The 13405-nt window shown below is 33.4% G+C and carries 12 protein-coding genes; 5 read left to right on the top strand and 7 right to left on the bottom strand.

Features of this window, described 5'->3' with window-relative positions; translation table 11 throughout:
- The first annotated feature begins 75 nt into the window (after positions 1–75).
- The 4 genes from ACIDC4_RS09565 (at position 76) to hflX (ending at position 6702) form a co-directional block, all read left to right on the top strand.
- The gene (locus tag ACIDC4_RS09565; protein ID WP_412042717.1) at positions 76–2913 is read left to right on the top strand and encodes a carboxypeptidase-like regulatory domain-containing protein; all 2838 of its coding nucleotides are present in this window, start codon (positions 76–78) and stop codon (positions 2911–2913) included.
- A gap of 20 nt (positions 2914–2933) precedes the next feature.
- Positions 2934–4283 carry a DUF5689 domain-containing protein gene (locus tag ACIDC4_RS09570; RefSeq protein WP_412042716.1) on the top strand — a complete coding sequence of 450 codons (1350 nt, stop codon included), beginning with the start codon at positions 2934–2936 and terminating at the stop codon, positions 4281–4283.
- A gap of 138 nt (positions 4284–4421) precedes the next feature.
- Complete coding sequence (locus ACIDC4_RS09575) at positions 4422–5288, top strand: hypothetical protein (RefSeq protein WP_412042715.1); 867 nt, start codon at positions 4422–4424, stop codon at positions 5286–5288.
- A 169-nt stretch (positions 5289–5457) separates the two neighbouring features.
- On the top strand, positions 5458–6702 hold the full coding sequence (gene hflX / locus ACIDC4_RS09580; RefSeq protein ID WP_412042714.1) for a GTPase HflX: 1245 nt from the start codon (positions 5458–5460) through the stop codon (positions 6700–6702).
- 364 nt (positions 6703–7066) lie between these two features.
- Here hflX and ACIDC4_RS09585 read toward each other — a convergent pair whose 3' ends face one another.
- From ACIDC4_RS09585 to ACIDC4_RS09615, 7 genes are all read right to left on the bottom strand, one after another.
- Entirely contained in the window at positions 7067–8017 is a 951-nt protein-coding gene (locus ACIDC4_RS09585) for a DUF3078 domain-containing protein (protein WP_412042713.1), read from the bottom strand.
- Between the two features lie 79 nt (positions 8018–8096).
- The gene (locus tag ACIDC4_RS09590) at positions 8097–8606 is read right to left on the bottom strand and encodes a DUF2480 family protein (RefSeq protein ID WP_194615142.1); all 510 of its coding nucleotides are present in this window, start codon (positions 8604–8606) and stop codon (positions 8097–8099) included.
- A 72-nt stretch (positions 8607–8678) separates the two neighbouring features.
- Positions 8679–9002 (bottom strand): SUF system Fe-S cluster assembly protein, encoded by a 324-nt coding sequence (locus tag ACIDC4_RS09595; RefSeq protein WP_055097577.1) that lies wholly within the window; start codon positions 9000–9002, stop codon positions 8679–8681.
- 162 nt (positions 9003–9164) lie between these two features.
- Positions 9165–9572 (bottom strand): GxxExxY protein, encoded by a 408-nt coding sequence (locus tag ACIDC4_RS09600; RefSeq protein ID WP_131422036.1) that lies wholly within the window; start codon positions 9570–9572, stop codon positions 9165–9167.
- A 189-nt stretch (positions 9573–9761) separates the two neighbouring features.
- Positions 9762–10187 (bottom strand): SufE family protein, encoded by a 426-nt coding sequence (locus ACIDC4_RS09605; protein WP_194615143.1) that lies wholly within the window; start codon positions 10185–10187, stop codon positions 9762–9764.
- A 2-nt stretch (positions 10188–10189) separates the two neighbouring features.
- Positions 10190–10543 (bottom strand): hypothetical protein, encoded by a 354-nt coding sequence (locus ACIDC4_RS09610; protein WP_412042712.1) that lies wholly within the window; start codon positions 10541–10543, stop codon positions 10190–10192.
- A gap of 79 nt (positions 10544–10622) precedes the next feature.
- Complete coding sequence (locus ACIDC4_RS09615; protein WP_412042711.1) at positions 10623–11837, bottom strand: aminotransferase class V-fold PLP-dependent enzyme; 1215 nt, start codon at positions 11835–11837, stop codon at positions 10623–10625.
- Between the two features lie 221 nt (positions 11838–12058).
- Between ACIDC4_RS09615 and ACIDC4_RS09620 the strand changes: the two genes are divergently transcribed.
- Positions 12059–13405: a serine hydrolase domain-containing protein gene (locus ACIDC4_RS09620; protein WP_412042710.1), complete on the top strand. Its 1347-nt coding sequence runs from the start codon at positions 12059–12061 to the stop codon at positions 13403–13405.

The following is a 13405-nucleotide window of genomic DNA, read 5'->3' on the forward strand; positions in this document are numbered from 1 at the left end:
ATGTAAGGGTTGAAAGTTTTGAAAATCAAAGCTATTTAATCTGAAAACTATTTATCAAAGTAAATTGGGTTTTTCATGGGAAAGAAATACATGTTGCTTTTTATTTTATCGTCTTTTAGTTTTGCTTTTGCTCAACAAGAAACTACTTTCGAAGGAATAGTAATTGATGCAAAAACGCAAAGTCCTCTTGAAAATGTTGTTGTAAGTATCCAGAATTCTTCGATCACACAACTTACTAATACAAACGGAAAGTTCGAATTGCATTCAGCTATAAAAGGAGAACAACTATTATTACTGCACAGTCAGGGATATAAGGATTTACTTTTAAAAATAAACTCAAATCCGGAACAAACAGTCAATCTCGGAATATTACAATTAGAAGATAATTTTTCAGATGATGTTCCTGCAACGTTAATCACCTTATTAGACAGTGAATTATCAGATGATAACAGTTCGTCAGAAATGACATCAGGACTTTTACAATCTTCAAAAGATGTTTTTATGCAAGCTTCCGCTTTCAATTGGGGACAAGCCCGATTTAGAATTCGGGGTCTGGACAGCGAAAACGGAACAATGATGCTCAATGGCATGGTCATGAATAAAATTTATGACGGAAGACCTCAATGGAGCAATTGGGGAGGTTTGAATGATGTACTTAGAAATAAGGAATTTTCTGTTGGCGCTGCAGCTTCAAATTTTACTTTTGGAGGAATACTGGGCACGCAGCAAATATCGACTCGCGCATCAACTTATAGAAAAGGAGCAAGGCTTACTTTTTCAGGAAGTAATACTACTTATAATTGGCGTGCCAATGCGACCTATGCTTCCGGAATGAATTCTTCGGGTTGGGCATATGTAGTATCGGCAGGAAAACGCATTGGTAATGAAGGTTATTTTGAAGGAACGAGTTTCGATGCCGAATCGTTTTTTATAAGTGTCGAAAAGAAATTAAGTAACAAGCATGCGCTGAATTTTACAGGATTTTATACGCCAAATTCAAGAGGAAAAAACTCAGCCAATACCAATGAAGTAGTCGAATTGACCAACGAAAAATACAATTCGTATTGGGGATTTCAGGATGGCGAAAAACGAAATGCAAGGGTAAAAAAAGTAGAAGAACCTTTATTGATGCTTAATCATTATTACAAGATAAATGAAAAAGCAAACCTGAATTCCAGTGTAATGTATCAGTTTGGTAAAGTAGGAAACAGTACCATTGATTATCAAAATGCAAATAGTCCGGATCCTGTTTATTATCGAAAATTACCCAGCTATTACACTTCACTTTACGGAAAAGATATCGGAGAATTTTCAGGAGAGTTTACACCGGATTATGAAAATGCGGAACTCAATAAAAAACTATTTCTGGAGAATCAGCAAATCAATTGGGATGAAATGTATCAGGCCAATCAGCAACCAATATTAAATTCTGATGGCGTGATTATAGGTTATCAGCCTTCACAGAGTCATTATGTTTTGTATGAAGACAGAGCAGATGATAAAACGTTTGCTGCCAATTCAAACTTAAATATACAAATTACAGAAAACAGTTCTTTTGATGGCGGAATAACTTTTCGGAATTTAAAATCACATCAATTTCAATATCTTTTAGATCTGCTGGGAGGTGAATATTTTGAAGATATCGATGCGTTTTACATTGGAGATCAGGCGCAATCAGATCTTCAGAATCCAAATCGTCAGGTAAAAAAAGGAGATACTTATGGTTACAATTATAATCTTCTCGCTACGACAATTGATGCTTTTACGCAGTTTAAATTTAGTTATAATAAGATCGATTTTTATGTAGGGCAGTCGTATTCAATTTCCAATTATCAAAGAGAAGGTTTGTATCAAAACGGAATTTACCCAACAACTTCTCTGGGGAAAAGTGAAAAAGTACATTTTGAAAATTTTGGTTTCAAAGGCGGATTCACTTATAAGATTTCAGGAAAACAATGGTTGTTCTTTAACGGAATGCATCTTACAAGAGCGCCATCACTTCGAAATACTTTTGCGAATTCACGCCTGAATAATTCAGTTGTAGACGGAATCGAAAATGAAAATATCAGTAGTGTCGAAGGTAATTATGTTTTCCGTTCTCCAAAACTTAAAATCCGCACAACGGTTTATTATACTTTAATCAAAAACACCACTAAAACTTCCTTTTTCTATGCCGAAGGAATTTTTGACAGAGGCGCAAGTTACAATAATACAGATGCGTTTGTGAGTCAGACCTTAACGCATCTTGACAAGAAAAATATTGGAGCAGAGCTGAGTTTCGAATATCAAATTTCATCTACATTAAAAAGTACATTATCTGTAGCTTACGGTAATTACACTTATAACAGTAATCCAAATGTTTCGGTTACAAATGATGCCAACGCTGCGAAAGGTGATATACAAACTACTTTTGATTTTGGCGAATCATATCTCAAAAATTACAAACAACCTGGTATGCCACAACAAGCTTACTCTTTTGGGTTAGAATATCGAGATCCTAAATATTGGTGGTTGGGAGCCAACATCAATTATTTGACCGAAAGTTATATTGATGTTTCGCCAATTGCCAGAACAGCCCGTTTTTATAAAAATCCGATCAGCGGTTTAGTTTTTCCTGAAGCTACAGAAGAGCGTGCAGCCGCTTTATTAAAACAAGAAAAATTCGATCCAATTTCGTTACTAAATATTACAGGCGGTAAATCCTGGCGTGTTTCTGGCAAATATGTCGGACTTTTTGCAAGTATAAATAATGTTCTTGACAAGACTTATAAAACAGGAGGTTTTGAGCAGGCAAGAAATGCGAATTTCAGAGCATTAAATCAGGATGTTTCGAGCGGAACACCATCATTTGACCCCAAATATTATTACGGATACGGAAGAACTTATTTCGTGAATCTTACTATTAGTTTATAAAATTTTAATACACATTCGAAATGAAAAATAGATTTTTAATTCCTTTTTTAGCGTGGTCAGTCTTCTTTTTTTATGGTTGTAATAATGAAGTTGAAATTCCAAAACTAAAATGTACACAGCCTGATTTAGCAGTAAATCAATCGGTTCAAAAAGTGAAGGATCTTTCAGGTTCAGTTCCAAAACAATACAATTACAATGATATCATTGAAGCGTATGTGGTATCGAGTGATGAAGGAGGTAATTTTTTTAAAGCAATTTCTTTTCAAACATTAGCCACGGATAAAGTACCTGCAATAGGATTTAGCATTCCTGTAGATGTTTCGAACACTTATATTGATTTTCGAGTTGGAAATAAAGTGTATATAAAAGCCAAAAACCAGTTTACAGATTTATATTTTGGAGGATTGCGAATAGGAAGTCTGTACGTAAGTAATGCTGGTGATCCCACTATTGGCAGAGTTTCGCAAAATGATTATAAAAATGTCCTTAATGCTTCGTGTACAGTAATTGATGAAAGCCTATTGGTTAAGTCTATTTCTATTGAAGAAGCACTAAACGATGATAAACTCAATACTTTGGTAGAGTTAACGGATGTCCAGTTTACCGAAGAAGCAATTGGTCGCCATTATTTTGAAGAGTCCAATAATGTAGGAGGTTCAACCAATTGGAATTTACGAGATAAAACAGGTAATCAGATTATTTTCAGAACAAGCAGTTATGCTAGTTTTGCAGATCATATCGTACCTGAAGGAAGCGGAAAAGTAAGAGGAATTTTGACCAAATTTGGATCAGATTATCAGTTGATGATCAGGTCAGAAAAAGATTTGGTAATGAACGGAAAAAGAACCGTTCCGTTTTTTTCAGAAGATTTTCAATCGGTAAAAAACAATGTAAATTTTACATTGCCGGGTTGGAGCAACATAGTTGAAAAAGCGTCAAAAATATGGAAAAGTATGCTGTATGCCGGAAATGGTTATGCAGAATTTAATACCACCAGTACAACAGCTGCAGAAAATATTGCATGGTTAGTTACACCAAAGATCAATATGTCAGGATATAAAAATGCTGTGTTATCTTTTAGAAGTGCCCAACATGACCTTAAAGTAGATTCACCCCTAAATTCTTTAGAAGTTTATATCTCAACTAATTTTGATGGTTCCAGTATTACTAAAGCAAAATGGACAAAACTAGAGGCAAATTTACCTTCATTGTCAACGCCAACAAGACAATTTATAAGTTCCGGCGGAATAGATTTATCTGCTTATTCAGGAAATATTCATATTGCATTCAAATACATAGGTTCAGGAAAAGACAAAACGCTGAATGGTGCTTTTATGGTTGATGATGTTAAAATTTTTGGAGAAAAGTAAGGCGTTCAATTTTTAAAAATGAAATTAAAGTGCTGATTTTTAAGTGATAATTTAATTCTATGTTGTTTTTAAGTTTTAAACTGTTAAAATTTAATTGAATTTTGTATTTTGGTCATCCCAAATCAATACAAATACTACATGAAAACCTACTTTATCGCCATCATGATGATGGTTTTTCCATGCTTGTTGCACAGTCAGGATCAAAATGCTCCTGTTAGATTAAAACAAATCAATATTGTAAAAACAAATTACCAAAATTCGAAAGATGGTGAAATTGTAAACAAAACAGTTGTTTTTAAAGACGGTAAAATACAAACCATTACAACTTCAGATGTTGTTCAGCATTTTTTTTATAACACTAAAGGATTGTTGGATAAGACCGTAAAAGACAAAGTTGGAAGCGAATGGAAAGAAGTAATAAATTACTCTTATGATGCAGATAATAACATTACAAAATTTGTTAAAAAATATCAGGAAGGTAACGACTATATTACCAAAACAGTAACTTTTGGTTACGAGGGAGCGAGAGTAAAAGTAATTACCAAAAAAAGTACCAATCACCAGAATATTGTTGATGATAACGAATATATTGTAGAAAACGGTATTATTGTACGACGTACTACAAGAGACAGAAACAAAGCGATAATTGGTAAAATTGAATATGTTTATATCAATGATAATGTTGCTAAACATAAAGGTCTTGTGGGAGATAAAATCTCTAAAACGTATACTTTTGATGATAAAAAATCAGTAGATCAATTAATTGTTCAAAATTTGTTTGGTGATAATTATAAAGTAATTGTACCGATGATTTCCTATCACGAAGAAGAGTTTAGTTTTGAAGCAATATCCTATAACAACGAAATGAATTTCAGTCCATCTTCAGCAGTTTTAGTTGGTGTGAGCAGAAAATTCAAATACAATAAATTAAACTATCCAATCTCTTGTTCTCAGATTGAAGAAAACGGAATTGTAAAAACAGAAAAGACTTTTATTTACGAATAAATACAACTTCTCAATTTAGTTAAAAACCATCTGGAAATTAAGTCTATTCTTAATTTTTAGGTGGTTTGCTTTTTGATAGCATCACTAATTTCCCAAATAGAACTTAAAAACGGAATTCTATAAGCATTAGTACCTTACAAATCATTAAATTTGCACCTTATTCAAAGCTATGTTAGAAAAAGAAATTATAAATTTTGAGAAAACTGCCATTGTTGGTATTGTGACCCAAAATCAAAGTGAAGAAAAACTTAACGAATATCTTGATGAATTAGAGTTTTTGACCTTTACCGCAGGAGGTGAAGTTATTAAACGCTTTTCGCAAAAAATGGAACGCCCAAATCCCAAGACTTTTGTTGGAACAGGGAAAATTGAAGAAATCAATCTTTTTGTAAAAGAAAACGACATATCGACTTTAATCTTTGATGATGAATTATCGCCATCACAACAAAAGAATATCTCTAAAATTATAGATTGTAAAATCTTAGACAGAACCCATCTTATTCTGGATATTTTCGCGCAAAGAGCCGAAACATCGTATGCAAGAACACAGGTAGAGTTGGCGCAATGTCAGTATTTATTGCCTAGACTTTCTGGTATGTGGACTCACCTTGAGCGTCAAAAAGGAGGAATTGGAATGCGTGGACCTGGAGAAACGGAGATTGAAACAGACAGACGTATTGTTCGTGATCGTATTTCGCTCTTAAAAGAAAAAATAAAAACAATCGACAAGCAAATGGGCGTGCAGCGCAGTAATCGTGGTGCAATGGTTCGTGTGGCTCTCGTAGGATATACCAATGTTGGGAAATCGACATTAATGAATGCAGTAGGTAAAAGTGATGTTTTTGTTGAAAATAAATTATTCGCAACCCTTGATACCACAGTTCGAAAAGTAGTGATTAAAAACTTACCTTTCTTATTGTCAGATACAGTAGGTTTTATTAGAAAATTGCCGACTCAACTGGTAGATTCTTTTAAAAGCACATTGGATGAGGTTCGCGAAGCGGATTTACTTTTGCATGTTGTAGACATTTCACATCCTGATTTTGAAGATCATATAGAATCTGTAAATCAAACTTTGTTAGAAATCAAGAGTAATGATAAACCAACGATTATGGTTTTTAATAAAATTGATGCCTACAAACATTTGACAATTGATGAGGATGATTTGATTACTGAGAAAACAAGACGACATTATACTCTTGAGGAATGGAAGCAAACCTGGATGAGTAATGTTGGTCAGAATAAAGCATTGTTTATTTCGGCTACACAAAAAGAAAATTTTGAGGAATTTAGAGAAATAGTTTACGAAGCAGTTCGTCAAATACATATCACGAGATTTCCTTATAATAAATTTTTGTATCCGGATTATAAAGATGCAATCGAGAAAGAAGAAGAAGAACAAGATGAGGAATAATAAATAAAAATTTTACCGCAAAGAGCGCTAAGATTTTTATATATAAAGTAACTTCAAAAATGAAAAGTTCGCAAAGCTAAATCTATATAGCTTTGCGAACTTTGTTTTTTTTATAAATCCGTATATAAAAAAGTATTTGCTTGCTCTTATGTCTATCTATACAATTAATTTGTAAGCTGAAATGTTTTCATCTCGCAAAGACCAGAGTCGCAAAGTTTTTTAAGCGTATGTTCTTAATGTAGGGATTAATTTTGCTAAGAAGCAGAAGTGATCCATAATATAATCTTTGCGTCCTTGCGTCTTTGCGCGATTATTTCAACCCAGAAAAAAAACTTGCGCTCTTTGCGGTAAAATTTTATATAAACTAAAATCCGAAATTAACTCCTAAACCAAATACTTCTCTGGTTTGAAAGCCCTGAAAAGCATTGTCATCATAAATGGCCTGGAAGGATAAATTAGCAGATAAAAATTTATTTACTTTCATGATAATATTCAAAGAGTAATTGATATCTACGTTTTGTGGATCTTCTAAATAATTAGAATATAAATTCAAAGTGTTTTCGGCAGTTACATTGGTCATGATCGCCAATTTGTAATAAACAGATGCATAAAAACCTAATTCGTAACGCATGGTTTTGTTGGCATCTACACCAAAATAATCACCACTAACATATGGTAAACCAGTTCCCTGATCGATTCCTGATGTATAGGCTCCATCTACAAAAGTAAATTTAGAGGTAAGAGGTGCAAAGTTAATTTTTAGATTATCATCTTTTGTCCAGTAAATACCGGGACCAGTAGTAAGATAACCCGGAGACATAAATTTGGTATTTTCGGTTCTAATTTCCTTTCCGTTCTCATCCTTACCATACAAATAACCGGTTGTAAACTGAGTCCTGAAATTCAGGAAAAAAGAATAGTACCATTCGCCAAAAGCTCTCTTTCCAACTATTGAGTTGAATTCAAGACGGTCATCAGTCTTTTTTTCGTAGTCGGCATTTTTAGTTTGTAAAAGTCCGTAAGAAGCTAAAACTTTATTATCCCAGGTAAGATCGTCTTTCTTGTAATTGAAATCGTAGTTGATTCCCAGAGTTCCCGAAAAGCTGTCTTCACCTCCTGCAATCCAGTTATTAAAGCTTGATTGGTTTAGTAAAAGAGAAACTGTTCCTTTGGCTTTCCAGCCTTCTCCCTCGATAGTATCATTTATTTTCTTTACTGCTTTTTCAGTGTTTTGGATTAATTCTTTTTCAGAATTTTGGGCTTGAACAAAAGTTAAGTTCGCTAAAATAAAAAGTAATAACGTTAGCTTTCTCATGGTATATAATTTAAATGTGTAAGAACAAATATACTAAAAAACCGTTAAAAGCTTCGGGATTATCGACCGTAAAAGAAAGTTATTTCTTAGATTCTTTGTATAAAGGTACTGCTGAACAAGCTTCGCCATACATAATACTTCTTGCAAAAGGTTGCAGGTAAGTTGCTGCTAAAATATAAGCACGCGTTGGAACTGGTTTTTTCGAACAGCCTTTTACAATTACCGGTTTGTTTTTGTATTCAGAATAATCAAGTTTGCTTAAAATCTCTTCATACAAACTTGCGTCTAAATCTTCGATAGTTCCGTTGACTACTTTTTTTGCATAAGGTGCCAATTGAATCGCTACCAAAATAGACGACCAGGCAGGAACAATAGCATCTGTACTACAGTTTATAGCCACATATTGATCTTGATATTGCGACCAATCGTGATTTTTTAAGTGTTCTCTAAAGTCTTTTTCTTTTAATAAAAAACCTTCTAAAAGCCATTGCGAAATGTCAATTTGCACACGCGCTCCTTTTGGATAATAATCCTCAAGATCAAAAACTTCTAAGGCACTATTGGCAACTTTATTGATGATTTCTTCCATTTTCTTTAGTTTTCAGTCACAGTTTCAGTCGCAGTTGAGAACTGTGACTGAAACTGTAAACTGTATACTTTTTTAAAGCATTCCTAATTCTAATTTTGCTTCTTCGCTCATTAAATCTTTACTCCAAGGCGGATCAAAAGTAATCTCAACATCGACATCTTTTATGTTTTCGATTGTTTTTACTTTTTCTTCTACTTCTCTTGGTAAACTTTCCGCAACCGGGCAGTTAGGAGATGTTAATGTCATCAGGATTTTTACTTCGTAATCTGTGTTTACCATTACATCATAAATTAATCCTAATTCATATATATCTACAGGAATCTCCGGATCGTAAATGCTTTTTAAAACTTTTACAATTGATTCTCCTAATTCGTTTGTGTCTATTTCTTGTTCCATTTTTCTGTTTTTTGTTTTTTTTCTACCATATAAGTTATATAAGTTCATTTAAATAATGTGCTTATATTTTCTCAGTTCAATATGGTTTTTCTTCTGTGTAATATTGACCAACAAGCTTATAATTTCTTATATAACTTATATGGTTTAATTTTTATTAACCCTTTAATCTTCTAGCCAGCGATATAATTCGTTGACATATGTTTTTTGTCCTTCGTGATAGATATTTGTCACGTTAAAATTTATCATTAATCCTATTGGGGACTTTAAAAGTTTCATATAAGACATCAGTTTAGCAATATGGACTGGTATAATATGATCAACAGCTTTTAATTCCAAAACCAGGCAATTTTCAATGAATAAATCACATCTTAAGTCTGATTCAAGTTCTAGACCTTTATACTCAACCGGAATTACCATTTCAGATTGAAAATTAATTCCTCTTAGAGATAATTCTTTAATCATACACTGATGATAAATATTTTCTAAAAGTCCAGCTCCAATATTTTTATGAACTTCAATTGCCGCGCCATTTACCTTATAAATTAAATCAGTCAAATATTTCTTTGTCATTATACTTTTTTTAGCAATAATAACAAATAAAAAAGAAAGATAAAACCTACATTAAAAATATAAGCTATATAAGTTCATTTAAATATTATGCTTATATTCTCTTAGTTCAATATCGCTTTTTTCTCTTTTAATAATTAACCAACAAGCTTATAATTTCTTATATAACTTATATGGTTAAAAATCGGCTAATTAATTTCTGTTTTTAGCATCAAAAGCCAAAGCGTACATTTTGATATTTTTTATCATCGAAACCAATCCGTTTGCGCGGGTGGCAGATAAGTGTTCCTTTAAACCAATTTCATCAATAAATTCAGTATCAGCTTTTATAATATCTTCTGCTTTTTGATTAGAGAAAGCGCGGATTAAAATGGCGATAATTCCTTTGGTTAAAATCGCATCACTGTCTGCAGTGAAAACAATTTTATCGTCTTTTTGTTCACCTTGTAACCAAACCTTCGATTGACAGCCTTTGATTAAATTCTCTTCGGTTTTGTATTCTTCTTTGATCAACGGAAGACTTTTTCCTAATTCGATGATGTACTCATAACGTTGCATCCAATCGTCGAACATCGAGAATTCGTCTATTATTTCGTTTTGTATTTCTTTTATTGTCATAATTATTCTTTCGTGAAATCTACCAGCAAATTTACCAATTTTTCTATTTCCTTTGGAGGATAACCATTGTCGAAACCTGGCGTTTCGTAGATCTTCTGATTCTGAACTATTTTTAAATTTCCAATTGCCGCACCGTCGTAAAAACGTTTTTCAGTAGGTCCTTTTAATGCTGGAATACTTTCTAAATTAATTTTTGAAAACTCTGCTAAAATCTCTTTCCATTTAGCATCGCTTATTTTCGTTACTACTGGTTGTGTGTTTTTACCATTGGTAACAGAAACTGTTTTATTTTGAACTACTATCAATTTGTAAAGGCCTCTCGAAACAGCCGAATATTCCATTTGTGTTGATGTCATATCGCTGGTTTTTTGGCTTGAGCAACTTGTTCCGATGAAAATCGTTAAGAGCAATAAAGATAATATTCGCATAATTTTTTTAGCTTAACATGGTTTTTGCTTTCTTCACCGCTTCAACCATTACATCAATTTCTTCTATTGTATTGTAGAAAGAAAATGAAGCACGGATCGTTCCGGGAATGCAGAAAAAGTTCATGATGGGTTGTGCACAATGATGTCCGGTTCTAACGGCAATTCCTAATTTATCGATAATAGAACCAATATCGTAAGGATGAATTCCATCTATATTAAACGAAACTACAGAAGCCTTATTTTTTCCTGTTCCGTAAATTTTTAAACCTTCAATTTCTAAAAGACGTTTTGTAGCATGTTCCAATAATGCTTCTTCTTGTTTCTGAATATTTTCAAAACCTATGTTGTTTAAATAATCAACAGCGGTTCCTAAAACAATTCCGCCGGCGATATTTGGAGTTCCGGCTTCAAATTTATGAGGAAGATCAGCATAAGTCGTTTTCTCGAAAGTAACTTCTTTGATCATTTCTCCGCCACCCTGATAAGGAGGCAATTTGTTTAGCCATTCTTCTTTTCCGTATAAAATCCCGGTTCCGGTTGGACCGCACATTTTGTGCCCGGAAAAAGCATAAAAATCACAATCTAAATCCTGAACATCCGGTTTTAAATGCGGAACAGCCTGCGCGCCATCGATCAAAACAGCAGCACCAACAGCGTGTGCTTTTTCGATGATATATTTGATAGGATTGATGATTCCTAATGCGTTCGAAATATGATTTACGGTTACCACTTTTGTTTTTTCTGAAAGTAAAGCATCAAAAGCTTCCATAATCAGTTCACCGTTTTCATTCATCGGAATAACTTTTAGCGTTGCTCCGGTTTTCTCACACAACATTTGCCAAGGCACAATATTACTATGATGCTCTAAAGAAGAAACCACAACTTCGTCGCCAGGTTTTAAAATTGAAGCAAAACCGTTGGTTACTAAATTGATTCCGTGTGTTGTTCCTGAAGTAAAAAGTACTTCGTGAGAAAACTTAGCATTGATATGATGTTGGATTTTTACTCTTGAAATTTCGTAAGCATCAGTTGCCAATTGACTTAGTGTGTGAACACCACGGTGAATGTTGGCATTTATTTCCTGATAATATGTCGCGATCGCATCGATCACAATTTGTGGTTTTTGTGAGGTTGCTCCGTTATCGAAATATACCAATGGTTTTCCGTTTACTTTTTCCGAAAGGATCGGAAAATCAGCTCTTATTTTTTGGATGTCTAACATGTCTTATTTAGAAAAATTCTATCTACAAAAGTACTAAAACTAAATTGGTTTATCCATCAAAACTATAATTTCCTTTTATGGCACTATCAATCGAAGGTTTGAATATTGATTCTGTAAAATTAAGTTGCGTTTTGTAAATAATGTGAATTCAAAATGTAAATTAGATGCTAAAATCGTGAGCATAAATTATTTATATTGCAGTAAAAATATCTTTTAAGAATATGAAAAAAATCATCAGGTTGCTGGCACTTGTTTTACTGATTGTAATTTTTTATTTTGGATTTACCACTTATCCAAAGCTTGAATTGATCTCTGGCTTTTCGGCCAAAAGTATTGCTTCGGGACATTTTTTAGATCATCGATCGAAAGAATTGATTGAAAAAGGCGATAATGATATTAAGTTAATGGATTTGGCAACAAATACAATTGATGAAGCCGGGAAATTTGCAACATCTTCTGTTTATGGTTTAAAAGAAAGAAAAGCAATTTACCGCGAAGGTCTAGGAGCCACTTTAATAGATGATGATTATGATATTTCGAAACCGTATTTATTGCCTAAAAGAGCAAAATCTAAGGCCTTGCCTTTTCCTTACGGAAGTATTGATCCGAAAGATACGGTGTTCTCAAATATTGACTATTCAAAACTGAAAAAAGCAGTTGATGATTCTTTCGATAAAAACGGAGGAAAAGCAAAAAGAACACGCGCCGTTGTCGTTTTATACAAAGACAAATTAATTGCGGAACAATATGATACGGGTTTCAATAAAAATAGTAAAATTTTAGGCTGGTCGATGACAAAAAGTATTACCAATTCTGCTTTTGGAGTGTTGGCCAAACAAGGAAAAATTGATATTTACAAACCTGCGCCAATTGCAGAATGGCAAAATGACGAGCGTAAAATCATTACTATAAACGATTTGCTGCATATGAATTCGGGTTTAGAATGGGAAGAGAATTACAGCAAAATTTGTGATGCGACAATAATGCTTTTTCAATCTGGAGATATGGCAAAAGTACAGCGCGAAAAACCGGCTCAGTTTAAGCCCAACACACATTGGAATTATTCGTCAGGAACAACCAATTTATTATCCGGAATTTTAAAAAGTCAGTTTAAAACACAACAGGAATATCTTGATTTCTGGTACAGTGCCGTAATTGATAAAATAGGAATGAATTCGATGATTGTTGAGCAAGATATGGCAGGAACATTTGTTGGTTCGTCATATGCCTGGGCAACGGCGCGAGATTGGTCAAAATTTGGATTGTTATACCTGCACAAAGGAAATTGGAAAGGAGAACAAATTCTGGATGAAAGCTGGGTAAAATATTCTGCAACGCCAACAAATACTTCTAAAGGAGCATACGGAGCACAATTTTGGCTAAACGCCGGAGGAAAATTTCCGGATGTTCCTCGTGATATGTTTTATTGCAGCGGATATCAAGGACAAATGGTGGCGATTATTCCATCTTTAGATATGGTAATCGTGAGAATGGGATTAAAAGAAGAAGATCAGGGATTTGATTTTAATGGGTTTTTGAAAGGGATAATTGATAGTGTGAAGAAATAA

It is taken from the genome of Flavobacterium sp. C3NV, assembly GCF_046825355.2.
Taxonomy (GTDB): Bacteria; Bacteroidota; Bacteroidia; order Flavobacteriales; family Flavobacteriaceae; genus Flavobacterium.